At 37.9% G+C, this 23550-nt stretch carries 20 protein-coding genes and 1 pseudogene; 10 read left to right on the forward strand and 11 right to left on the reverse strand.

The annotated features are described in order from the left end of the window. Positions 1 to 94 precede the first annotated feature (94 nt). Together E4N78_RS13495 and gltS are read left to right on the forward strand one after the other, a co-directional pair. Positions 95 to 463, forward strand: coding sequence for a DUF488 domain-containing protein (locus tag E4N78_RS13495; protein ID WP_255811048.1), 369 nt, complete (start codon positions 95 to 97; stop codon positions 461 to 463). A 253-nt stretch (positions 464 to 716) separates the two neighbouring features. Next, a pseudogene (gltS, locus tag E4N78_RS13500) lies at positions 717 to 1894 on the forward strand (sodium/glutamate symporter). Positions 1895 to 1993: 99 nt separating this feature from the next. Here the strand turns inward: gltS and E4N78_RS13505 are convergent. The 8 genes from E4N78_RS13505 to ptsP form a co-directional block, all read right to left on the reverse strand. After that, on the reverse strand, positions 1994 to 4111 hold the full coding sequence (locus tag E4N78_RS13505; protein WP_255811049.1) for a methyl-accepting chemotaxis protein: 2118 nt from the start codon (positions 4109 to 4111) through the stop codon (positions 1994 to 1996). A 277-nt stretch (positions 4112 to 4388) separates the two neighbouring features. After that, a complete protein-coding gene (locus tag E4N78_RS13510; RefSeq protein WP_255811050.1) occupies positions 4389 to 7973 on the reverse strand; it encodes a DEAD/DEAH box helicase in 3585 nt (1194 codons plus the stop codon). Between the two features lie 74 nt (positions 7974 to 8047). After that, positions 8048 to 8941, reverse strand: a complete 894-nt coding sequence (locus tag E4N78_RS13515) for a riboflavin kinase (protein ID WP_255811051.1) — start codon at positions 8939 to 8941, stop codon at positions 8048 to 8050. Positions 8942 to 8998: 57 nt separating this feature from the next. Beyond that, entirely contained in the window at positions 8999 to 9577 is a 579-nt protein-coding gene (locus E4N78_RS13520) for a hypothetical protein (protein ID WP_255811052.1), read from the reverse strand. Between the two features lie 39 nt (positions 9578 to 9616). Beyond that, positions 9617 to 11005, reverse strand: coding sequence for a small ribosomal subunit Rsm22 family protein (locus E4N78_RS13525; RefSeq protein WP_255811053.1), 1389 nt, complete (start codon positions 11003 to 11005; stop codon positions 9617 to 9619). Then, positions 10998 to 11315: a MerR family transcriptional regulator gene (locus tag E4N78_RS13530; protein ID WP_255811054.1), complete on the reverse strand. Its 318-nt coding sequence runs from the start codon at positions 11313 to 11315 to the stop codon at positions 10998 to 11000. The genes E4N78_RS13525 and E4N78_RS13530 overlap by 8 nt, the downstream gene beginning before the upstream one ends. Positions 11316 to 11317: 2 nt before the next feature. Continuing rightward, a complete protein-coding gene (gene der, locus E4N78_RS13535) occupies positions 11318 to 12748 on the reverse strand; it encodes a ribosome biogenesis GTPase Der (RefSeq protein WP_255811055.1) in 1431 nt (476 codons plus the stop codon). Then, positions 12735 to 14519 (reverse strand): phosphoenolpyruvate--protein phosphotransferase, encoded by a 1785-nt coding sequence (gene ptsP / locus E4N78_RS13540; RefSeq protein ID WP_255811056.1) that lies wholly within the window; start codon positions 14517 to 14519, stop codon positions 12735 to 12737. Before ptsP ends, der begins: the two co-directional genes overlap by 14 nt. A gap of 302 nt (positions 14520 to 14821) precedes the next feature. Between ptsP and E4N78_RS13545 the strand changes: the two genes are divergently transcribed. After that, complete coding sequence (locus E4N78_RS13545; RefSeq protein WP_255811057.1) at positions 14822 to 15082, forward strand: hypothetical protein; 261 nt, start codon at positions 14822 to 14824, stop codon at positions 15080 to 15082. An 18-nt stretch (positions 15083 to 15100) separates the two neighbouring features. Here the strand turns inward: E4N78_RS13545 and E4N78_RS13550 are convergent, their stop codons facing one another. Beyond that, positions 15101 to 15514 (reverse strand): hypothetical protein, encoded by a 414-nt coding sequence (locus E4N78_RS13550; protein ID WP_255811058.1) that lies wholly within the window; start codon positions 15512 to 15514, stop codon positions 15101 to 15103. Between the two features lie 73 nt (positions 15515 to 15587). Beyond that, complete coding sequence (locus E4N78_RS13555) at positions 15588 to 16676, reverse strand: IS110 family RNA-guided transposase (RefSeq protein WP_255810048.1); 1089 nt, start codon at positions 16674 to 16676, stop codon at positions 15588 to 15590. A 485-nt stretch (positions 16677 to 17161) separates the two neighbouring features. Between E4N78_RS13555 and E4N78_RS13560 the strand changes: the two genes are divergently transcribed. From E4N78_RS13560 to E4N78_RS13590, 7 genes are all read left to right on the forward strand, one after another. Then, the gene (locus tag E4N78_RS13560) at positions 17162 to 17647 is read left to right on the forward strand and encodes a pyridoxamine 5'-phosphate oxidase family protein (RefSeq protein ID WP_255811059.1); all 486 of its coding nucleotides are present in this window, start codon (positions 17162 to 17164) and stop codon (positions 17645 to 17647) included. 8 nt (positions 17648 to 17655) lie between these two features. After that, on the forward strand, positions 17656 to 18492 hold the full coding sequence (locus E4N78_RS13565) for a protein-ADP-ribose hydrolase (protein ID WP_255811060.1): 837 nt from the start codon (positions 17656 to 17658) through the stop codon (positions 18490 to 18492). After that, the gene (locus tag E4N78_RS13570) at positions 18489 to 19346 is read left to right on the forward strand and encodes an SIR2 family NAD-dependent protein deacylase (RefSeq protein ID WP_255811061.1); all 858 of its coding nucleotides are present in this window, start codon (positions 18489 to 18491) and stop codon (positions 19344 to 19346) included. The genes E4N78_RS13565 and E4N78_RS13570 overlap by 4 nt, the downstream gene beginning before the upstream one ends. An 8-nt stretch (positions 19347 to 19354) precedes the next feature. Beyond that, entirely contained in the window at positions 19355 to 19774 is a 420-nt protein-coding gene (locus E4N78_RS13575; RefSeq protein ID WP_255811062.1) for an Rrf2 family transcriptional regulator, read from the forward strand. Positions 19775 to 20198: 424 nt separating this feature from the next. Further along, a complete protein-coding gene (locus tag E4N78_RS13580; protein ID WP_255811063.1) occupies positions 20199 to 20663 on the forward strand; it encodes a MarR family transcriptional regulator in 465 nt (154 codons plus the stop codon). Between the two features lie 158 nt (positions 20664 to 20821). Further along, positions 20822 to 21733 carry a 4Fe-4S dicluster domain-containing protein gene (locus E4N78_RS13585; protein WP_255811064.1) on the forward strand — a complete coding sequence of 304 codons (912 nt, stop codon included), beginning with the start codon at positions 20822 to 20824 and terminating at the stop codon, positions 21731 to 21733. Beyond that, positions 21730 to 22188 carry a flavodoxin family protein gene (locus tag E4N78_RS13590; RefSeq protein WP_255811065.1) on the forward strand — a complete coding sequence of 153 codons (459 nt, stop codon included), beginning with the start codon at positions 21730 to 21732 and terminating at the stop codon, positions 22186 to 22188. Before E4N78_RS13585 ends, E4N78_RS13590 begins: the two co-directional genes overlap by 4 nt. A 73-nt stretch (positions 22189 to 22261) precedes the next feature. Here the strand turns inward: E4N78_RS13590 and E4N78_RS13595 are convergent, their stop codons facing one another. After that, positions 22262 to 23335, reverse strand: a complete 1074-nt coding sequence (locus tag E4N78_RS13595) for an NADase-type glycan-binding domain-containing protein (RefSeq protein WP_255811066.1) — start codon at positions 23333 to 23335, stop codon at positions 22262 to 22264. Between the last annotated feature and the right edge of the window lie 215 nt (positions 23336 to 23550).

The raw sequence follows: 23550 nt of genomic DNA on the forward strand, positions 1-23550 counted from the left end.
CCCTTATAGCATTTTTGGATCGGGATATCTAGGGATGGAGCCCTTGCAGCTATGAAAGAACAGCCGTATAATAAGTATCAATAAAGGGAGAATTATGGGAAAATTGATGTGGAAACGGGTGTACGATCTGCCGGAAAAAGACGACGGGTTTAGGATTTTGGCGGACAGGTTGTGGCCGCGCGGAATTTCGAAAGAAAAGGCCTGCATCAGTGAATGGGCAAAGGAAATTACACCTTCGTCGAGTCTGCGGCAAGCTTATCACCGCGGCGAAATCGATTACAAAACTTTTTCGGAGCTGTACGCAAAAGAGTTGGTGCAAAATCCATGCACAAAAGATTTTACGGATAAAATCAAGGCCGAATTAAAAAATAGAAATGTTACAGTTTTGTATGCGAATAAAGATGTTGAACAAAGCCATATTCCCGTTTTGCAACGCTTTATCGAAAAAGTTCTGAACGGCTGAAAGCAGTACTGTTGTAATCAAATCAACCGGATGGCAGAACGGGCCGGTATATTATAAATTTTACAGATTATCCTTGCCGCTGATTTAAATATCAAAACTATTGACAAATCGGGATTATGTGCTAGACTTATAGTATCATAACATATCTAAATTTTTCTATGTAAGATCCAAGCTGATAGAAAAATTTAAAAGGAGCAGCTTTATGAAGTTTGAATTTGTAAATGGGTTAATGAAGATTAACATGGATGCCACTATGACTCTTGCCCTTGCCGGAATTCTTTTACTTATCGGGTATTTTATCAAAAAAAAGGTAAATATACTAAACAAGTATTGTATTCCTGCTCCGGTCGTAGGAGGCTTTTTATTTATGTTTGTTACATGGATAGGCCATTATACGGGAGTATTCGGTTTTCAGTTTGAAAACCTTTTTCAATCTACCTTTATGCTGGCATTTTTTACGACAGTGGGATTAGGGGCAAGTTTTACCCTCCTAAAAAAGGCGGTATTCTATTGGTAGTGTATTGGCTTATCTGCGGAGTTATTTCAATCCTGCAAAATGCCTTGGGAATAGGAATATCGAAATTAATAGGTTTGGAGGCGCCTTATGCATTGCTTGCAAGTGCCATTTCGATGATAGGCGGGCATGGAGCCGCTCTTTCTTACGGCGGAACTTTTGCAGAAATGGGCTATAGTATAGCCCCCTTGGTTGGAGCTGCAACGGCAACATTCGGTCTTATATGTGCAGTTATTATAGGAGGTCCTTTAGGCCGCCGTCTTATCGAAAAGAATAAACTTACACCTGACAAATCGGAAAATTTCGACACATCTGTAAATGAAGTTAATGCAGCCTCAAATGAAAAGCTTTCCGATCTTGATATAATCAAAAATGTTACTGTAATTTTAATCTGTATGGCTGTAGGTTCATTTATATCGGGAAAAATAGGAAAACTCATAAACTTAGGTTTTCCATCCTATGTCGGAGCAATGTTTGTTGCTGTAATTGTCAGAAACATAAACGAAAAGGTAAAATTCTATAACTTTAACTTCGGCCTTGTAGATAAAATCGGAACGGTTATGCTAAACCTTTACCTATCTCTTGCCCTTATGACTTTACGGCTTTGGGAACTTTCAGGTCTTATAGGAGGCGTTTTACTTATATTGACCGCACAAGTTATATTTATGGTTATTATAGCCTACTTTGTGGTCTTTAGATCATTAGGTTCCAATTATGATGCTGCCGTTATGTGTTCAGGACTTTGCGGACACGGTCTTGGTGCCACCCCTTCTGCAATCGTCAATATGACAGCCATAAACGAAAAATACGGCATGTCTCGAAAAGCTATGATGATTGTTCCTATAGTCGGAGCCTTCCTTGTAGATATAATATATCAGCCGGCAACTATTTGGTTTATTAAAATGTTTGTCAAATAATCAGTAATACCGGATAAAGCGAAGCCGGGTAAGTTTATAAAAACTGCCCGGCATTTTTCTAATTTTACAGAAGGCCTATTTATTAAAAGGCTGCAAAATCTAAACTTTAAATTTGCTTACCTCCTCTACAAGGCTTTTAATATTTTGACTGTTTTTTTGACTGATTTCATTTACCTCTTGTGTCGCCTCATTTATCTGAGAAGCTCCGGCAGCCATTTCATTCATACTATCCGTTATCATGCGGGTTAGGTCATCTAACTTTCTCATTTCAGCGGCAACATTTTTACCGCCTTCGAGCATTTCCATAGACCCGTCATTAACTTGAGCGGTAACCGTATTAATATCTTTTATTGCGGTAAGTACTTCCTTGCTGCCGGTTTCCTGATCGCTCATCGCTGTTATTAAACTATTACTCATTTGCTTTACTTGAGCTGACAGCCCAAAAATAATATCGAACTTATCTTCCGCAATTTTTGAAGATAGAGATAAAGCTTCTATTTCTTTACTCAAAATTTTAAGTGTTGATGTGATTGTTTTGCCTTGAGCACTCGATTCTTCAGCCAGTTTTCTAATTTCATCGGCCACTACAGCAAAACCTTTGCCTGCTTCCCCTGCATGAGCAGCTTCGATTGCGGCATTCATTGCAAGCAGGTTTGTCTGACTTGCTATATGCTGAATGATGCTTGAAGCTTCCATTAAGCCTCCTGATTCTTCAGCTATTCTTTGAGTTGTAGTATTTGACTCACTCAAAGAATCTTTTCCATCAGCCGTCGCTTCTGCAAGATTTTTAATAACATCGTCCGTTTTTTTAAGAGTTTGAGTTATAGAGCTTATATTGATAACCATTTGCTCTATCGCAGAAGAAGACCTTGACACACTTTCAGACTGAGATTCTATAACATTATTTAATTGCTGAATTGTTTTTATAATTTGATCTATCGTTGCTGCCGTTTCGGTTACACTGGCAGCCTGATTAAGAGCTTGATGTTTTACTCCGGTAATATTTGTAGTTATCTGATGTATCGCAGTCGCTGTTTCTGTCATATTTGCAGCAAGATCGTTTCCTGTTTCCTGCATTGTATTTGTACTCATTCCAACAGCTTTCACCGAATTTCCTATTTTATTTATAGTATTATTAAAATATATGGATAAATCTGATATTTCATCATTTCCCTTCACAGGAAGCTGAACCGTTAAATCCCCATCGCCTTCTGCAATATTTTTTAGAGCTTCAACAACAGCCTTAATAGGTTTTACAATAGCTAGGGCAATTATCGAGGCAGCTACTATGGATATGACAAGGGTTACAATTCCCAAAAACCTCATTGCAGTTTTTAAAGTATCTATACTTTCCATTAATTCTCTAATCGGAGCATTTATCATCAGTGTCCAACCTGTTGTCTTCATAGGGGCAAATGAAGCTATCAATTTTTTATCTTCATAAACAAAACGCCCGACTGTAGGCTTCTTTGAATTTATAGCTTGTCTCTCAAAATCGGCAATCTCTTTAAGATGTTCATTCTTAGTTACGGTCTTTGCTCGGTTAGTTTTAGAAAGCACAAGATTGGTATCCTTGTGTGCAACTATAGTCCCGTTTCGGCCCAAAATATAGCATCCGCCTGTTTTTCCAATAACAATATCATCGATAAAATCCGACACAATAAAGGCATTTGTTCCTACACTTAAAACCCCGATAACATTTTTACTATTATCAAAAATAGGTACAGCAACCATTATCTGCATATTACGAGTCTCATCGCTTATGGCAGGTTCTGCTACAAACGGAACTCCATTCTTTGCAATATTGTACCAATCTTTCTCCTTTACATTCACATACTTTCCATTTGATGAATAGCGGATTCCGTTTAAATCACAGACCCCAAAAAATTCAATGTGGGGATGAAGCTCGGCTTCTTTCTGGAGGCTCTGTGTTTTTTCTACATAAGAAAGAGAATCATCACGCAAAACAGGCATCCGGGCTAAGCCTTCTAGGAATTGAACAAAGGATGTAACTCTCCAATCCATAATTTCAGCCGCATCTACGGCCTTCATGATAAGAGCTTTTTCGATATTCCCACTTAAAGCGCTCCTTGAAATATAAAGAGCCGCAGCTCCCATACTAAAACCAGCTACTAAAATTAATGTGCCGAAAAAAATAACAATCTTTTTCAAAATTGAAAAACGGGTCATCTTTCGACCGGTTCTTAAATTTGACATAAAAAAGTTCCTTAAAGTTTTTATTTTTTTGATTACAATTTATAATATAGAATACTTATAAAATATACAGTTAAGATATGTACCAGGAATTATACTAATTTACATTTTTTTTTCTAGTAAGAGAAGGCTAAAATAAATATTTTTTTTAAATAATATATTGCAAAAGTAAAACAAAAAAATTAAATATATTTAATTTCTGTAATTAATCCAGCCGGTTATATCTTATTTCAAAATACAGAATCCAATTATTAATCTCATGCCTTATTACAGTTCTTAGCTATTTCCTAAAAAGACCGGCTAACTCTTCATTGCTCAATTTTGAAATCCATGTTTCACCTGAAGAAATGCTCATGCCGCTTATTTCCCGCTTTTTTTGAATCATCTCGTCAATTTTTTCTTCAAAGGTACCGGAGCAGATAAGGCGGTGCACGAAGACGTTTTTTGTCTGTCCTATTCTAAAAGCCCTGTCTGTGGCCTGATCTTCAACTGCGGGATTATACCAAAGGTCAAAGTGAATTACCCTGTTAGCTGCCGTCAAGTTAAGGCCGGTACCTCCCGCCTTAAGCGAAATTAAAAAGATGCGGTAAGCAGGATCCGTTTGAAAAACCTCTACAGCCTTTTTTCTTTTTGAGGCAGGCATTTGACCGTGGAGTAAAAGAGGTTCGGTTCCCAATTCTTTTTGAATAATATTTTTTAAAATGTCGAGGGTGCCTACATATTGGCTGAAAATAATTGCCTTTTCTCCCGAAGAAATTATTTCGTTTAAAAGCTCGATGAGGACAGCGGCCTTGCCTGAGTATTTCATTTCGACGGGAGTTTCTTTATCATAGGCTCTCGGATGATTGCATACCTGTTTTAAGGCCGTTAAAAGTTTTAGAACATAGACCTGCCTCTCAATCTTAGTTTCGGCTCCCATAACCTTGTGCAATTCCGTTTCTACAAGGTTTTCATAAATTGCCAACTGCTCAGGTGTCAGATTGCAATATTGATTTGTAATTATCTTATCCGGCAAATCAGAGATAACCTTGGGATCGGTCTTTAGACGGCGGAGCAAAAAAGGTGAAGTAATTTTTTTTAAATCATCCGCTTCGGTTTCCGAATTATGAAGTTCAATCGGAATACGCCATTTTTTTCTAAACTCGTCGGCCGTACCTAAATAACCGGGAAGAAAAAAGTCGAATATGGAACGCATGTCTTCAAGGTTGTTTTCAACCGGGGTGCCTGTAAGAGCAATTCTGCCCCTCGCCTGAATTGCCTTTACGGCATGAGCCTTTTTTGTTCCGGAATTTTTTATAGCCTGAGCTTCATCTAAAATAATGCAAAAAACCTTTTTGTCCTTTAATTTTTCTATATCTTTTTGCATAGTTTGATATGTGCTTATTATTACATCGGCTTCGATATTGAACTTACGCCCTGCCCCATGATAAACGGCGGTTTTAAGAGAAGGAGCGAATTTTGCTATTTCATGTTCCCAGTTTGAAAGAAGGCTTGCAGAGGCTATAACCAAAAAAGGCATTTCAGCTTCTTTTGAATTTTTAAAGCTAAGCATTAAACTTATAATCTGTACGGTTTTTCCCAAGCCCATGTCGTCGGCCAAAAGACAGCCGAAGCCGCTTTTGATGTTTGCATAAAGCCAGCGGTAGCCCTGTTCTTGATAAGGCCTTAATTCCGCATTTAGATTTTGAGGAACGGGAACCTCTTCTTGCCTGAAAATACCCTTGATAATTTCTGAGGCGGGTTTGGAACAGACTGCGTTTCCCGAAAGAACCGCTTGTAAAACCTCCTTTGTATCTGCCGGTTTTTCAAGGGCCTTTAACATCTTGGCAACTTCTTCGGGATCAAGTAAAAGAAATTGATCGTTAAATTTTACCAAGCCCGATTTATTTAAAAAGAGCTTTTTAAATTCTTCTATATCTATTAGGGTATCTCCCAACATTAGGGCTCGGTCATAAGAAAGAACATCATCAAGGTTTAAAAATGAAACTACGTTTCCTGCTCCCTTTACGGATTTTACGCTTATGACAGGTTTGGGAGTCAAAACGTTTTTTAGGCTTTTAGGTAAAACTATATCGATGCCGAAACGCTGTAAAAGCTTTGCCGACTTTTGTAAAAAAAGTCCCGTTTCTTCCCGCGAAAGCATCACATTTTTTTTAATTGCAAGAATCGAAAGAACAGGTAAATAAGCTGAAAGGGTTGCAGGAAAACGCAAAATATCGTCAGGGTTTTTACTCCTCTTTGCCGCAATATTTAATTCGGCAAAGGGTGCCTCTGCTTCAAGAGCGAAGGAGTCATCGCCTGCCTCTATTTGCTTTTCTTTAGCCTTGCGGACAAGGGCGGAGAGCAAAAAGAATTCGTCGTCCTTTAAGGCCTCCAAAGTTAAACGGTATTCATATCCGCAATTACTGTAATTTAAAACCGAAAGCCAAGAATAAATTACCGTATCCAAATTCCGCTTGCCGGGAACGCTTATATCGATTTCTTCATTTGAAAAAAAGAGCTTATCTATTTCTTTGTCCTTAGTATAGGATTTATTAGGAAAAAATTTTAAAGATGCCGCATATTCGGTTAAAAGAGCTGTAAGCAAAAGTTCTGCACAATAGAGCCTTCCCCATTTTTCAACAGGAAGAAAAAAGTCCTTTGTGAGGGAAGCTGCAAATTTAAGAATGTCGGCCTTTATTTCGGAAGAAGCCGAAAGACTTTTCCAAAAGATAAAAAGCTTTTTGTTTTCGGTAAATACGGCGGGTATAAATGCAGAGCTTTGAATCAGTTTTCCTGCAAGGGCAAAGAGAGAAAAAAGAATTTTAACCGAGGGGCTCATCTCGTTTAAGCTGTTTCTTGTTTTATAAAAATTTTGAGCTTGTAAAAGGGTTTGATTTATTTCGCGGGTTTCGTTTAATTTTATGTTTACCGTTAGAGGGCTTTTAGGCTCAAGGGGGAAAGCTCTTTTTTGTTTTCGGATATTGTCGATATTTATTTTTACCCTCGCAAACAAAAAAGGGTTTACCGATTTTTCTTCTTGTTTTTCGTTTTGCTTTTCTTGACTGTAAAAGTTGAGTCCGTAATTTAAAACCGCCTTATGATAAAATTCCGTCAGCTTGATTATAAAATCGCTTGATGTAAAATTAGGTTCAGGAGGAAGAATATTTGTTATCAGCGGAAGATAGGATTCTCCAAGGGAAAACTTTAAAGGGCTCTGTAATTCACAAGAATTATGAACGGCCTCATTGACTGATGAGCCTGAAGATAAGTTTGCTGCCTCATTTAAGGTTTCATTTTTACGGAGACTCAACGGAACGGGTTGCTCTTGGAGGAGCCCAAGTTTTTGTGTTCCGCCTTTTTCGAAGACTTCGGTTTCCGGTACATTTATAGAATCAATGTCAAAGCCCGCAAGCTTAAACAAGAGGCGCGGGTCATGATCTATTTCTTTGGCAAGTAAAAAAAGAACGGCCGCCATGTGCTTGCAAGGGTCTCCCGAATCGGGGCAGGTGCAGTCCCTTTCGATTAAATTCCAGCGGGCAGGAATGAGCCTTACCTTTTTTTTCTTTAAGGCTTCGATGAGGGCCGGGCTCATAATTCCCGCTCTAAGGCCCGCGAGTTCAATCGGATGTTTTTCTAAGATTGAGCGGATTGCGGTTTCATTTGTTTTTGAAAGGGGCGGGAATTTAAAATACACATGGTACCAAGGAGAATAGTTCCCCTTTACCTTTGCTCCCGCCGTTTGCCCGTTTACCGCAAGAGAATTTACCTTCCCTGTGTTTGCATAAGTTTTTCCTCTGGACAATCGGCCTGAATCATCATAGGCCCTTAGCATCTCCAAAAACCATGCACCCCAAGGTGTCGTCCCGTAAGTCTGTCTTGCCATAGTGAAGAGTATAGCAAAAGACCTTATGATAGACAATATGCATACAAACCGGTTATCATAATCAAAAAGAGGATTTATTTGAGATGTTCTTTAATATAACTATTAATCTGTTTAATGTCTTTATCGATCTGCTGTCTTAGTTCTGCAAGACCACCTTTAAATTTCCGGATACCTCTAATATAAACCAATAATTCAAGAAAAATTTTTTGTCCATATATATTGCGGTCAAAATTCAATAAAAATGTTTCAATAGTTGGAATTGGAATATCATCATCGGATGGCCGTAAACCTATATTTGTTAGTCCAAAGTGATTCTCAGCTTGAAAGCGGCTTATTGAGCCGTAGACCCCGTGAGGCGGGAAAAGTTTATTTGGTGCAACAGAAAGATTTGCCGTAGGTATACCGAATTTATGTCCGGTACCCTTTCCATGAACTACAGTACCGCTTATAAGATAAGGTGCACCAAGCATTGAGAATAACTTAGAAAAATCACCGGCTTGAATTGCTTGTTTGATAGTATTGGAACCAACTTCAATGCCGTCGATACATTCCATTGGAACAGTTTCCACAGTAAACCCATATTTTTCTCCAATTGAACGAAAATGATTTACATCTACCTGATCAAGCCCAAACAAAGCTTTTTCTCCGGCTACAAGGTTTTTTGTATTCAGCATCTTATTTAACACATCATGAGCAAAAGACTCTGCCGTCATATTTTTGATTGTATCTTCAGATAGAGAGAACATAGTATCCAGTTTGCTTTTTTGCAATAAATAGGACTTTTCTTCTTCAGTATAAATAACAGGTCTGGAATTATTGGACAAGCTAATTAATACAGGCCTTAGATTTCCGCATTTACAGAGTCTATCAATAAGGGCTCTGTGTCCAATATGAAGTCCATCAAAAAAACCGACAGCAACACAGCTTTCTCCATTGGTAATAGCTTGTAACTTATCCTTAATTCTCATTATTTCCTCTTTGTTTTTGGCGAAAACACAGATACATATTCATAAAAAATAAAATTTTTAATCTTTAATGATAACACGAAATGTACCCGGAACAATAGACGCTTCAAAAGCTTTTTGAGCTTCCTCAAAATGGAATTTTTTAGCAATCAAAGGTTTACAATTAATTATACCTGTAGATAATAATCTGTTTGCAGTATAAAAATTTTTTTCATCGGGACTGATTGCTCCTCCCGTTAACACAATCTCACTTCTATGCAGCATTTGAGGACTAATAAGAATGGGAGAATCCGGATGCATTGAACTGTATTGAATCATCCTTCCGAATTTTTCTCCATCTGCACAAAGTTTTGCAAGATATTTAAGGCTATGCTCATTATCCGTAGAGCCCGGATAACTCATACATAGCATAGAATCAGCTCCAACTCTTACAACATCTTCTGCCGAATACAATAGATCCAGCCTCTCCATATGCTTTAGTAATGAAGAGATACCTCCATCAGCCCCTCCGGATACTGCTTCACATATCACACAGCCGGCATCATGTAAATCCGGAGACGGCATCATTGCTGCATGATCTAAAGCAAGCAGAAAGGCTCTTCCGTCACTACAAAAAATATTGTTCATCCTCCGCTTCATAAGCCCTCCTTTTATCTTAAAATCAAATCTATATAAGAATCAATCGGCAGATACCCTTATAATCAAGGCACCGGTTTTTCTGTCATGGAAGAATCGATTTATTTTTTCGTTTTCAATTTTTATAAGAGAGCCGTCTACATATTCTTTAAGCTTTGACCTTGAACCTTTTTTTTCGGTTAAGAGTAAAAAGCCTTTCTCGGAACAGGCATAACGGCCGATCTTTCCATCGCCAAGCTTTATTATTTCGGAGCTTATGCGTGCAAGGAAGTCTTTTTTTTCATTTTCAAATTCAGCCGGCTTTTCTTCTTCTCTGCAATATATAAAAGAAAGGCTTGCTCTGGTCTTTTCGAGTCTTGCGGCTTCAGAAAGCTCAACAAGTTTTGGAGGAGCATCATCTGCATAAAAAGAAAAATGACACCACTTATCCGAAGCTATAGGATATTTTATATTTTTTTGTTCAGGCATTTTTTTTCCGGGGATAGGGCAAATTCCTGCATGTGGGCAGGGAGAAATTATTTTATATTTTTTTTCGATAAAGTTTTTTCGCAAGGCCGAAACGAATTCGCCGGCAAGGGGAATGCCTGGCTCAATTATCAAGGCTGCTCCGTTCTCTTGAATATAATGCCTAATGGTTCTTGCAGCTCTTTCAGCTTCACCTTCAATCTTAATTGAAGAATCCCAAAATATTTCGTTAAACATATTTGCACTTACAAAAAGGTTTACTTTTTCTTTTAAAGGAAGGCCGAAACTGCCGTTTAACTTTGTAAGCTTCCAATTAGATGCTTGCTTTATTCCGGCCTTTTGATTTGTAAAGGCAAAAAGAGAATTAACCAAAGCTTCTCCTGCCGCCAAAGCCTTCCCCGAAATATCGGCACAATACCAATGAAGTTTTTTTGAACGCAGTTCAGGCTTGGCAATCCAAAAAGCACACATAAGGGTCATGGGCCCGCAGCCGAAATCTGCAATTATGTCTCCGTCCTTTAAATCAAAATCAAGATTGCCTATCAATTTTGAAATACGCACCAAGTTCCACCACATATAGTGGTAAATATAGGCCGTTAATTTTACGGGATTGTTTAGGTAATTTACTTTTCGCGAGCCTCTTTCATTTGTAAGCTCATGGAATAAGATGCGGATATCCTTTGGAACCGAAGCAGTTTGTTTTGAAGAAAGTTTTAGAGCATCTTTTATTATTAAATCAAAGGAATTTAAAAGAGCTTTTGTATCTTCATCATTTTCTTTAAAAATATTTTTGCCGGTATTTTTTGTCTTTACAATCTTTACCGGAAACTCTTCCCTATTGTTTTTCTTTTCAGACCTCTTTTCTTTATTCAAGTCTTCATCAATTTCTTTCTTTTTTTGATGATGAATTTTTGCCTCATTCTTTTTTACAAATTTTTCGTAAAATGGTTTATTTTGTTCAGTCATTTTTTTCTTCCCGTATAATTCCGTAAATATCTAAAAGCTGATCCCTAAGCTCGGATATTTTAGCCGTAAGGGAGCCTTGGGCTGCACTTTGATTTATTATTTCGGCAGCAGCTCCTTCAACCGTGTACTTTTTTTTATTTATTAAATAATCCAGCCGATAGATGATTCCCAAATCATGGGAGCTGTAAATACGCCTTCCGCCCAAATCTTTTTTAGGCTGCAAGATGGGGACATTCTCTTCCCAATATCTTAAAGTATGAGATTTTATCCCCGTAATTTTTTCAACTTCACCTATCGAAAAACCTCTCATTCCTAAAGCCTTTCTTCCCAGCGTTTTCGGCTTCCCTTAACTTTAAGTAAGATGGGAATCATTTCAAAACCTAAATCGCTTCTGATTTTATTTTGAATATACCTCATATAAGACTCGGTTACATAATCGGGCCTGTTTGAAAATAACAAAAATTCCGGCGGACGAGAACCTGTCTGCACAATGTACCTAAAGGTAAAGGCTGTTTGACGGCCTTGCGGAGGAGGAGCAGCTTGAAGCCAATCTTTTAAGGCAATGTTTAGAGCCGAGGTTTCTATTTTTTTATTTAGCTGCTCAAACATTTTGACGGCTGTGTTTAAAAGCTCTTTGATTCCCGTCCCCTCATTTGCCGAAATAGCAAGTACGGGAGCATAATCCATTTTGCCGAACATAACTTTTATGCGCTCTTCTTCATCCTTAAAAGCTTTTTTTGTTTGCTCCATCAAATCCCATTTATTTAAAACAAAGATAACGCCGAGGCCGCGGTTAGTTGCCTGCACTATAATTTTTTTATCCTGTTCTGTTAAGCCTTCTTGAACATCTATCAGATGAAAAACTATATCGGCATTGTCCATGCTTTTAATTGCACGCACTACGGAATAATATTCTATATCTTCGTTGACCTTTGCCTTGCGCCTTATTCCCGCAGTATCCTGAATAAGAAATTTTTTATTTTTATAAGAAAATTCGCCCTCAACAATATCGCGGGTAGTTCCTGCAACATTTGAAATTATCGAAGCGGAAGAACCTGTAAGATAATTTGCCAATGTTGACTTCCCCGTATTGGGTTTACCGACAATCGTAATTCTTATTGTATCATCTTCTTCAAGTTCTTCTACATTGCTAAAATCAAGACCGGCTGTCAACTCTTCAGCCAGATCCGAAATATTATCGCCGTGTTCGGCACTTATGCAGGTCAAGGATTTAAAGCCGTAAGAGTAATAGTTGCAAGCCTCTGCCATGAGTCTTCCGCCCTCAGTCTTATTTACGGCAACAACCAGCTTATTAAAATATGGCCGTAAAAATTGAATAAACTCTTCGTCTTCCGCAGTTGCAAGACCTGCATCGAGAAGAAGCAAAATCCTGTCGGCTTTTTTTAAAGTGGAAATAGTTTTTTCCATAACAAGTTCATCTATTGTATCTTCAAATTTATCGCCGCTCCTTGTAAGTTTAAAGCCGCCCGTATCTACAAGCATAACAGGAAGGCCGTTTATAATCGCCTGTGCTTCGACGGGATCGCGGGTTACGCCGGGAGCCGGATCGGTAATGGAACGGCGCTTTCTTAAAAAGCGGTTAAACAATGTAGACTTGCCGACATTGGGCCGGCCTACAATGGCTATCAGAGGAATGTTTTTATATTTTTTTTGATGAGAAAATTCCGAGTTATCTGAACTTATATTTTCTTCATCAATAATTTCATCTTTAGTTTTCGGCATAATATTTCTCCAATGCTTTTTGTACCTCTGCTTTTATTTGAGATGCGGAATTTAATTTTTTAATTTTTTCATATAAGGCTTCCGCATCCTTGACATTTACGGACTGCATAAACTTTTGCATTTTTAAAATTTTTCCGGCAGGCATACTGAAATGTCTCAAGCCCATTCCTAAAAGTAAAAAGGCTGCATCTTCATGCGAGGCCATTTCTCCGCACATAGAAACCAAATGCCCTACCTGTTCTTTTATAAACCTTTGTGCATCGATAACGTTTTTGATAAGCCGCAAAACGGCCGGTTCAAAATAATTTGCAAGATAAGCGACCTTTGTGTTTTCCCTGTCTGCCGCCATCGTGTATTGAATAAGATCGTTTGTTCCGATAGAAAAGAAATCCAGATAAGGAGCATAGAGGTCGGCAGCTACAGCCGTGGAGGGAACTTCAACCATAATTCCGACATTAACTTTTTCAATTATTTTTTTCCCGGCAGCATTACATTCAAGTTTACATTCTTCGATTATTTTTTTAACTTCAATAATTTCTTCAATGTTTGAAATCATCGGAATCAAAAGAAAAACATTCCCGAAAACTCCGGCCCGCAGGATAGCCTTTATTTGAGTTTTAAATACTTCTTTTCTTTCTATGCAATAACGGACAGCCCGCCAGCCGAGTAGAGGATTTTTTTCACGCAAAGTTTCCTGCTCATCAATCATCTTGTCGGCACCCACATCGAAGGTTCGAATAATTACGGGCTTTTTGCCCATAGCCTCAACAACTTTTCTATAGGCTTCAAACTGAGTATCTTCATCGGGAATTTTACCGTCCTCTAAAAATAAAAACTCGGAACGGAAAAGACCTATACCGTTTGATATGGTAACGAATTTATTTTCAATTTCTTCAGGGAAGGCAATATTCACATTTACCGAAACCTTAACTCCATCCTTTGTTGTGATTGAAAGACGCTCAGTATAATTTTTTTGAGCTTCTAAGAGTTCCTTAATTTCAGCATTTCTTTTTTCAATACGGCTCTCATATTCTTTTATAAGAGTCTTGGAAGGGTTAAATAAAACAAAGCCTCCGTCCGCATCGAGAGCCGCGGGCATATTGGTTCGGGCAAAATCCATACAGTTTTTTACACCTACGAGCATGGGAATATCCCAAGCACGGGCCATAATCGAAATATGGCTGGTAACGCCGCCCTCTTCCATAATTATACCGCTCACTCCCGCATTTTTTACCAAGAGAGCCTCGGAGGGCTTTATCAGCTTGGCTGCAATAATCGCACCCTTTGGAACCTTTGTAAATCGGGAATCCCTTGCTCCTTGTTTAAGGAGATGAACAAAAACGGATTCAAAGGCATCTTGAATATCTACAGCTCTTGCGCTAAGGTATTCATCTCCGGCTGTTTGCAGCATTGCAACGGTTTCGTCCAATTTTCTTTTTAAAACAAACTCGGCATTCATCCTTGTTTTTTTGATATCGGCAAAAACGGAATCCAAAAAGGCCGTATCCGACAACATAAGAATGTGGGTTGATATAATATCTTCACCGGTCTTGTCGTTTTCGCTTTTTTCTACATCAGATGATGAAGATATCAGTTCCGAAAGCTCGTTTTTTGCCTTTTCCACGGCACCGGTCAATCTCGATTTTTGCAAATCAATTTCATTTTCAGATATGGAATAAGAAGGAATCACCGTTTCAGGCTGTTCCATTATACAATACAGCGGTCCGGCGGCTAAACCGTCGGAGGCTATGAGTCCGTTAAGTTTTTTCATACTGTCTTTATTATAGTAGAAAATGAGGGGATTGGCAACTTGTTAGGGGAGGAAAGACACTTTTTCGGATAAAAGTTTCTTTCCTCCCCTATAACCCCTCCTATCTTCAAAAGAACCGCTTAGGGCTCTGCCCTAAGAACCCAGTGTTTTTACAAAGGTTTTGATGGTTTTTTAGTTGAGATTTCAAACATAGGGATTGGGATATGTGTAAAGGTTCAAATAAAGAAGCCATTGCTATTATCTCAAGGCATCATTCTATTTATTTTTTTACATCATAGACCGATACATAATTTATACACAATATGCCCGATATATCAGCTGCCGTTTTATCATATTTAGAAACACTTTCCCGCAAAGACCTTATCGAATTGATACATTCTTTCGTGTTGACACATGAAGATATCCGACTTGCCCTTGAAGAAAAAAGCGGCATGGAAAACACAAAAAACCAAAACGATGCCGTTACCGTATATGGTCTGCAATTCGGAAATTACGTCAGCTATAGAAGCGAAAATTATAAAATAAGCCGACATATCCCGACTAAAGAATATCGGGGTTCTTGATTTATGCTCAACAGGTTTTTACCCCATAGCTCCTACTATAGAAGAGCCTCCGATTTTTTTCCATATATCCCGAATGCCGAAGTTTTCCGTTTTGGAAACTTTGCCGTTGCTGTAAAGATAAAAAGCCGGAAATAAGTCTGAATTCACTAAAATCAGTTTTTCTTTGCCGCCTTTCAGATTCCAGTAACACATTTCCCAGTAGTAGACATCTCCTACGGCTTTAAAACTCAAGTAGCGGTTTTCCTCATCGTATACTTCAATAAGCGGATTGAAACCATCGCTGCGTTTTATTTCGTTCAATGTAGGCAAAAATGCCGCATCGGGCAAGCGCATCAGCAGGTCTTTCAGCGTTCCTGCTTTTTCTGCAAAAACACCTGAAGTACCTACAGTTAAAATAGTAATGGACATAATTAATATAATTTTTCTTTTCATATCTCCTCCCATAAAAAGTCAACAAACAAAATCGACTTTCTTAAAAAAAATTAAAATAGATGGCAGATAAAAATTAAACTGCAAGATTCATACGGTTGTATGTTCCTTTCATCTTTTCACAGTCAAAATCTTCTTTATTGCTGAGCATTGCCCATACAATCTCTGCCAACTTCCTCGCAGCGGCTATGATTGACTTTCCGCTGCCCTTATGTGTTTTCATATATTCATAACGCTGCATTAAACGCCAACAGGCAGTATCTTTGCAACGTCTTATACCCATTACCAATTGTACAAAGCTCACTCTTAATTCCTGCGGGCCTCGCTTCGTAATTTTTCCATGCCTAATACTTTCATTAGAATCAGACACCCATGGAACAAGTCCGCAAAAGGCTGCATATTTTTTTGCACTTGCAAACCTTCCCATATCCTCAGTATAGGCTCTTATAGTCCATGCCGTTATCTTTCCACAACCTCGTATACTCAAAAGACGATTTACCATTTGATCATCCTTTGTCAATTCTGTAAGTTGTTTTTCTATTATCTTGACACTTTCTTCCATTTGCCTTATAATTTCAAACATCAGTTGTACTGATTGTGCCTCGAGCACGTTGTCGTTATTCGACTCAAGGACGTCCAGAACTCTCTGGCGTCCTTTTTTACTTTGTAGGCTCCTGCTTTCATCTTTTAGCCCCATACTTACCAAAAGAGCATGAACTTCATTCTTTTGACCTACTATCGAGCGAACCAGCCTTTCCCTAGACTTTAAAAGCCGCCTCATATTTTCAGTTTCTTTACTGCAAAGATAGCTTTCAGGTAGCATGTCTTTTGAAAGAAACTCTGAAATTGTACAAGCATCATGCTTATCAGTTTTTTTAGCAGATTCAGTTATAACCTTGAACTTCAAAGTATTTATGACTGTAACTTCTGCTCCGGCTTTTTCTACCTCGTGTTTGAAAAAACGGGTGTTCCCTGTTGATTCAACTCCAATTTTTACAACAGCTCCGATTTCTTTGTAAGCTTTTATTCTTGTCATAAAGTCGGCATAACCTTTGTCATCAGTTTTATATTGTCTTATCTGATTTAGGGTTTCAGACCTTTCTTCCGTTCTTACATGAACTGTAAACTGTGTTTTGTGCAAATCCACGCCAATAAAAAATGTCATTTCGACCTCCCTCCCTTTGTGTTTCAGCGGAAAGTCTTTTCGGTAATATATTCCAATCTCCCATTCAGTCTTTAACGACTACTGTATGATGCGGCAAAAGCTCTTCATTCTCCCATTCGGAGGTCATTGCCTCCACTAAACATGACGAACTATTGCCTGGTTTCCACTGAACTTCTTTTTAGTTCAGTTTATCACATTACCGTTTGTTTGTTTACTATTTTATCATACCTCCCATTTATCGGCTATTTTATACCCGCTATATTCTGACAATATAATATGAGCCCTTTATCGTCAAGTAACTAAGGGATGCTTTAGTAATAATTAACGAAACTGTGTTATGTTCTTTAAATTTTGATTTTTTTTCATAAAAAATCAGAAGTTCTATTGACATTACAAACAGTTTGTTGTATATTATAGCTGTAAGTTAATTAGAACAACAGTTCGAATAACTTACACAGACACCGGGCATTTTTAATGAGGTTGTAATGGAAAGGAAACTAAGTATAAACGATATCGCAGCATATCTTGATGAAATAGGCTTACAGTATATGGCTACAATCGGGCTTGACGGAAAGCCGAAAGTGCGTCCGGTTCAGTATATGATTTTGCGTGATGATAAATTATGGTTCTGTACAAACAGCGAAAAGGCGATGTATGCGGAATTGCAAAAATCGCCGTTTATGGATTTGTGCGGAAGCCGTCTGCAGAAAGATGAAATTACAACAGCGTGGATTCGGTTCAGTGCAGAAGTTGTATTTCCGGCAGAAAGTGAAGAAATCCGCGGGATTAAAAAGGCAATAATGCAAAAAAGCAAGATTGTTCGAGAACTTTATCATAACAACCAAGAACATCCATTGTTCAAAGTTTTTTATTTGAAGAATATCTGCGGTTCACTGAATAATCTTGGTCATGTAAAAGGTTTGGAAGAGCGAAATGATTTTTCAAAGCCGATAGAGTTTTCTTTTCAGTAGGGTGAATTATGACACAGACAGAGCGGAGGCGTTTTTTGATTGAATATCTTCTCGCAGAAAATTCACAATATAGAGGAGTGCAGATTCCTGAAAGTGAAACAGAGCAAAAATATCTTCTTCGCTCACTTGTGAATGTGCGTCATGCCGTTCCTGCAAGTGAAGAGTTTTTGCATATTGAAGATGAGTATTTGCAGGAAGAAATTAAATTGCGCGGAATTACCGACATAACGGATTTGGTTCCGGCCTGTGATGATCTTTACATTTGGCGAGGCGACATCACTACACTCAAAGTTGACGCAATCGTGAACGCAGCGAACAGCGGAATGACAGGCTGCTGGCAGCCCTGCCACTATTGTATCGACAACTGCATACACACCTTTGCAGGAATCAGGCTCCGTGCCGCCTGCGATTCGATTATAAAAAAGCAAGGGCATGAAGAGCCGACGGGACAAGCAAAAATTACTCCTGCATTTAATCTGCCGTGTAAGTTTGTGCTTCATACTGTCGGCCCAATTGTGGAAGGACAGCTTACCCAAACTGATTGCGATTTGCTTTCTTCATGCTATAAATCTTGTCTTCATTTGTCGCATGATAAGGGCCTTAGGTCGATAGCCTTTTGCTGTATTTCAACAGGCGTTTTCGGTTTTCCGCAGGAAGAGGCAGCACAAATTGCGGCCGCTGCCGTCAGGGAATGGAAAGAAAAAAACGAGAAATCCGGCTCAAGCCCCAACATGACAGGCCATACCGGCGGAATGAAGGTTGTGTTTAATGTGTTCACTGAAAAAGATGAGGAAATTTATAGGGGCTTATTTTCAGGCGCTAAAAATAAGGGGACTTTTGTATGACAGAGAAGATTGAGGAATTAAAACAGGTTCTTTCAGAAGCGGAAACAATTGTCATCGGTGCCGGAAGCGGGCTTTCCACTTCGGCAGGATTTACTTATTCCGGAGAACGGTTTGAAAAATATTTTTCTGATTTTGAGGTAAAATACGGTTTTCATGATATGTATTCCGGAGGGTTCACTCCTTTTGAATCCCTCGAAGAGCTTTGGGCTTATTGGAGCCGTAATATTATGATAAACCGTTATATGGATCCGCCGAGACCGGTCTATAAAGATTTGTTTTCGCTTGTGAAGGACAAGGATTATTTTGTGATCACAACAAATGTAGACCATTGCTTTCAAAAAGCCGGCTTTGACAAGAACCGGCTATTTTACACGCAGGGCGACTACGGATTGTTTCAATGCAGCGAGCCGTGTCATGAGGAAACTTATGACAATGAAAAACAAATCCGAGCAATGTGGGAATTTCGTGATGAAATGAAAGTTCCGACAGAACTTGTTCCCCGTTGTCCTGTTTGCGGAAAGCCGATGAGCATGAACTTACGGGCAGACCACACTTTTGTAACGGACAAAGGCTGGCACAAGGCATCAAAACAATATGAAAAGTTTTTGCAAACTCGGAATATAATAAAAAACGGTGAACAGGAAGGCGACGGAAAAGTTTTGTTCCTTGAGCTCGGCGTCGGCGGAAACACGCCTAGAATAATAAAGTATCCGTTTTGGCAGATGACGGAAAAAAATCCGAATGCTGGTTATGCCTGCATCAATTTTGGAGAAGCCGCCGTGCCGCTCAAAATAGAAAAGCAATCTATTTGTATCAATGACGATATTGGCGAAGTCTTGAAGAAAATGGTATAATTGGAAATATGAAAATAAGTGTTCGTTTTACGGCAGCGATCCATACTCTTTTGTGTATCCGGTATTTTGAAAAAGATATGCGTGTTACTTCGGATTTTATTTCTGCAAGCACGGGTGTAAATGCCGTTATCATAAGAAAAATTTTGCTTCAGTTACAAAAAGCGGGACTTGTAGAAACTGCCGCAGGTATTGGCGGATCGCACTTGGCTCAAGCTGCAGATAAAATAACGCTTCTCGATGTTTACAATGCAATCAATGAAGGCGAGGAAGAAAGGGATATTTTTAATTTTCATCCTAAGCCGAATCCTAAATGTCCTGTGGGAAGTAAAATTCATCTTGTGCTTGATACTAAATTAGATGATGCCCAAAAAGCAATGAAGGATTCGCTTAGCAAAACAACTATTGCCGATTTAAGTAAAGATGTTTAACTTCTCGCTTAACCTGCATTTGCGGCTTGTCCTTGTTGTCAGCGTTGAAGCGGGTGTTAGGTTATTAATCTACCAACATATTTTCCATCCATTTTATAGAAAAAGCATGAGATACGGTACAGTAATTGCCATTATACCTATGCAATTTTTCACTGCTGCCATTGCAGGCTTCTTACATTAATATATTTTAGTTACTAAAACATATTGACAAAAAAAGTGTTTTGATGTATATTTATTTTAGCAACTAAAAGAAAAAGGAAGGTTTATTTTAAGCGGCATTGTTACGCCGCTTAAAAACACGGACGAGTTTGCTGCGCAAACATCGCTTATTATATGCCGTTTCTCATTTTATTGCGAAACGGCATAATTCAACAGTTTCCAAAATTGATATTTTGTTCAACTGTTGAATTTTAAGGGAGATATAATGAATGATGTAGAAAGCCTTATACAACGGACGGCAAAAATTCAGTACAAAGTAAACGCCAATGATAAAAAACCCAGAACTTTCGGTACGCAGCATAAATTGTACCAAAGCGAAATTCATTTTATAGAAGCAATAGGTTTAGACGGCGGATACAGCGCTTCCGAGCTTTCGGAAAAACTCGGCATTACAAACGGTGCCGTAACACAAGTTGCAGATAAGCTGCTAAAGAAAAAATTGATAGAAAAATATAAAAAAGCGGATAACAAAAAAACCGTTTATTTTAAGCTGACAAAAGAAGGAATCGTTGCATATAACAATCACGAAAAATTCCATGCCGGTTTTAACGAGAAACTTGCAGCGTATTTGAGTTCTCTTTCAAAAAAAGAGTTCGATGCGATTGCACGTTTGGCGGAATTGGTAGACAACAACATCCCCGATTTAAGTACACAGGAGGGTTTATTTTAAGCGGTACAAATGGTACCGCTTAAAAACACGGGCGAGTTTGCTAATCGCAAACATCGCTTATTATAAAACATTTTCTCATTTCATTGCGAAAATGAGAAATCAACAATCCTCAAAATTTGATAATTTTTCAGATTGTTGATTTTATAGGAGGGTTTATTATGAAAGCTGTTATCATAGTATTCAGTCCGTCAGGACATACATTGATTGCTGCACATATGATTCAGAAAAAAATTAAAGATAAAGGCGGCACGGCTGATATCATAAATATTACAAAAGATGACAGCCTATTGCTTGCCTCAAAATCCGACAGGCAAAAAATCTTGGAAGAACGCTTACAAGATTTCGATGTACTTTTTGTAGGAGCGCCGGTATACGCAGGACACGCTGAAAGCCACATACTGAGTATCATCGAAGCTCTGCCTTTGCCGGATCAACAATGTTTAAAAATTGCAGTTCCGTTTATTACTTATGGAGGAGCACATTCGTTTATCGCATTGGAAGAAATGGGAAGAGCATTAAAGAAGAAAAAATATGTGCCGGTTTTAGGAATCAAACTTGCTTCGTTTCATACACTTAGCAGATTTTTCCATACCAAAATACTGGAGAACAAACCCGGCGATATGGAAGAGGGTTTAATAGAAACGGCAGTAAATAAAGTGTTTGCTCTGTGTTCACATAAAGAACACATAAAAGACAATAGTGCTTCTTTTGCCTATACCAAAGGTCCAATGCGCTTTATGCTGAAGCTCCTTTCGCAGGAAAAAATACACGGAAAGTTTAAAACCGTATCGATTATACGGGAAAACTGTAGTGCATGCAAAAAATGTATTTCAGTGTGCCCCATTAATAATTTTATATTTACAGACGGTAGGGTATCGATAAAAAATCAAAAAAATTGTATATTATGCGGAGAGTGTTTTTATAACTGCGGCTGCAACGCAATCGATTTTGCATACCGAACGGTTGCACAAAAAAGATTAAACGATGGAAATATTGTTTTTGGAAAAGATATATCGGCCATATATCCTAAAAAATACGGCTATATAAATAATAAAGGAGATCTGCTATGAGTAACGTATGTATTGTGTACAGTTCAACACATCATGGAAATACCGAAAAGGTACTGAATAAAATAAAGGAAAAGTTTCCTGAAACGGTTTTGATAAAGGCCGGCGATTTTAATCCCGATGATTTTAATCGCTATGAAGCAATCGGTTTTGCTTCAGGAATTTTTTACTTTAAATTTGCAAAACCGGTCGATAAGTTATTTGAACAAGCGCTTGTGAGCAGTGTACAAAAGCTGTTTTTTATTTACACCGCCGGCGCGGTTAATGCCGGTTTTGAAAAAACTTTGCGCAAAAAAACCGAACAAAACGGAAAAATCTGTATGGGCATATTCGGCTGCAAAGGCTTTGACACCTTCGGTCCTTTAAAACTTATCGGCGGTTTAAACAAAGGCCGACCGAACGAAAAGGATTTTAAAAACGCGATCGATTTTTTTGGAAAAAATATTATGAATGCATAAAGGTTTTATAAAGGCCGGATCATAAATTTTGAAAATTATTCCGGTTTCTCTAACCTAAACGGGCGTTAGACGATTATTTTTCAAATATCCAATTTCCATCTTCTGATTGAAAATCTAATTCGGCAATACATGTATCATTATATTTTTTCCCTTTATAAAATTCCTTTACATAAAAACCATAATCAATCCAATGTATAATCTGCGGTTCAAGATTTTTATCTTTTAAGGTAACTGCCGTAGATTTTTCATTAAATGAATCAATAACTTTTATCCGATTATTATTTTTATAAAGCATTTCATTTTGTGCATATCCATTTATGATTTTCATTTTTATGCAGTTTGAATTAAGATTTTTTGAATATAATGAAATTTTTATTGTGCTATCCTCCGTGTCTTCTACATAACTTGTTGATGGATTACCATCAAAAGCATTTTGAATTGTATATTTAAACGGACGAACTTTATCAATAAGAGGATATGAATAATCGATATTGATTACAGGGATTTCCACATCCTTCCTTATTAAATGCAAACATTCATCTCCCAACCAGTTTTTATAAAAAGATTTATTTTGTAAATCTTTCCAATATTTAAAATTTGCGGAAGTAGAACGTTCGGTTGTTTCCCAGCTTTCACCATCATCCGAATCGGCAGAATGAAATATTACACGCTTAGCGTTGTTGAACTCCAGAATTCCTATGATTTTATTACTTCGTTCTATAACCGATACATTACCATAATTATCTTCATTCCAGCTTGTTACCGTGCCATCACCTGAATTCCGTATATAAATATATCCATATGATATTTCATGGAAAACCCCATTAACTTTTATATAAACCCATTGTCTAAGTCTCATTTTATTTTCATATATTTTTGAAAGATTTTCATCATTCAAAGTTTCATAACTTGTTAAAAGCCGATAGACAGTTCCATTTTCATAATTTTCTTCAAAAAGACGTACATATTTATCTCCATAATCCCCATCTTTTATGCTTTTTTGACTTTTAAAATATTTTAATATTTCGTCATCCGTACATTCTGTGATATTTTCATAATTATTTCCAAAAAGAATTTCTCTATAGTCATAAGTAAAACCTGGAATTGTAGTAAATATTAACAATAAAAATAAGATTATTTTTTTCACTTTTTCCTCCTAAAAATTAGTACGCCGGCGACATATCCGTATAACAACTACTTAAACTATTTTGCAGCTTGTCCGCAATGTCAGCGTTGAAGCGGGTGTTAGGTTTCTTTTACATCCTTACAAGTTTTCTTCCGCTTATTTATTGAATATTCACATATTTCATTACTTTCCTGCGCTCCACTTATCCGAAATAATTCTTAACCTGCTTTTGTAAA

Origin of the sequence: Treponema denticola, from assembly GCF_024400535.1 — a bacterium.
GTDB lineage: Bacteria > Spirochaetota > Spirochaetia > Treponematales > Treponemataceae > Treponema_B > Treponema_B denticola_C.

Coding starts and splice junctions, on each gene's coding strand:
- E4N78_RS13495 (WP_255811048.1), top strand. CDS start 95: ATGGGAAAATTGATGTGGAAACGGGTGTACGATCTGCCGGAAAAAGAC.
- E4N78_RS13505 (WP_255811049.1), bottom strand. CDS start 4,111: ATGTCAAATTTAAGAACCGGTCGAAAGATGACCCGTTTTTCAATTTTG.
- E4N78_RS13510 (WP_255811050.1), bottom strand. CDS start 7,973: ATGGCAAGACAGACTTACGGGACGACACCTTGGGGTGCATGGTTTTTG.
- E4N78_RS13515 (WP_255811051.1), bottom strand. CDS start 8,941: ATGAGAATTAAGGATAAGTTACAAGCTATTACCAATGGAGAAAGCTGT.
- E4N78_RS13520 (WP_255811052.1), bottom strand. CDS start 9,577: ATGAAGCGGAGGATGAACAATATTTTTTGTAGTGACGGAAGAGCCTTT.
- E4N78_RS13525 (WP_255811053.1), bottom strand. CDS start 11,005: ATGACTGAACAAAATAAACCATTTTACGAAAAATTTGTAAAAAAGAAT.
- E4N78_RS13530 (WP_255811054.1), bottom strand. CDS start 11,315: ATGAGAGGTTTTTCGATAGGTGAAGTTGAAAAAATTACGGGGATAAAA.
- der (WP_255811055.1), bottom strand. CDS start 12,748: ATGCCGAAAACTAAAGATGAAATTATTGATGAAGAAAATATAAGTTCA.
- ptsP (WP_255811056.1), bottom strand. CDS start 14,519: ATGAAAAAACTTAACGGACTCATAGCCTCCGACGGTTTAGCCGCCGGA.
- E4N78_RS13545 (WP_255811057.1), top strand. CDS start 14,822: ATGCCCGATATATCAGCTGCCGTTTTATCATATTTAGAAACACTTTCC.
- E4N78_RS13550 (WP_255811058.1), bottom strand. CDS start 15,514: ATGAAAAGAAAAATTATATTAATTATGTCCATTACTATTTTAACTGTA.
- E4N78_RS13555 (WP_255810048.1), bottom strand. CDS start 16,676: ATGACATTTTTTATTGGCGTGGATTTGCACAAAACACAGTTTACAGTT.
- E4N78_RS13560 (WP_255811059.1), top strand. CDS start 17,162: ATGGAAAGGAAACTAAGTATAAACGATATCGCAGCATATCTTGATGAA.
- E4N78_RS13565 (WP_255811060.1), top strand. CDS start 17,656: ATGACACAGACAGAGCGGAGGCGTTTTTTGATTGAATATCTTCTCGCA.
- E4N78_RS13570 (WP_255811061.1), top strand. CDS start 18,489: ATGACAGAGAAGATTGAGGAATTAAAACAGGTTCTTTCAGAAGCGGAA.
- E4N78_RS13575 (WP_255811062.1), top strand. CDS start 19,355: ATGAAAATAAGTGTTCGTTTTACGGCAGCGATCCATACTCTTTTGTGT.
- E4N78_RS13580 (WP_255811063.1), top strand. CDS start 20,199: ATGAATGATGTAGAAAGCCTTATACAACGGACGGCAAAAATTCAGTAC.
- E4N78_RS13585 (WP_255811064.1), top strand. CDS start 20,822: ATGAAAGCTGTTATCATAGTATTCAGTCCGTCAGGACATACATTGATT.
- E4N78_RS13590 (WP_255811065.1), top strand. CDS start 21,730: ATGAGTAACGTATGTATTGTGTACAGTTCAACACATCATGGAAATACC.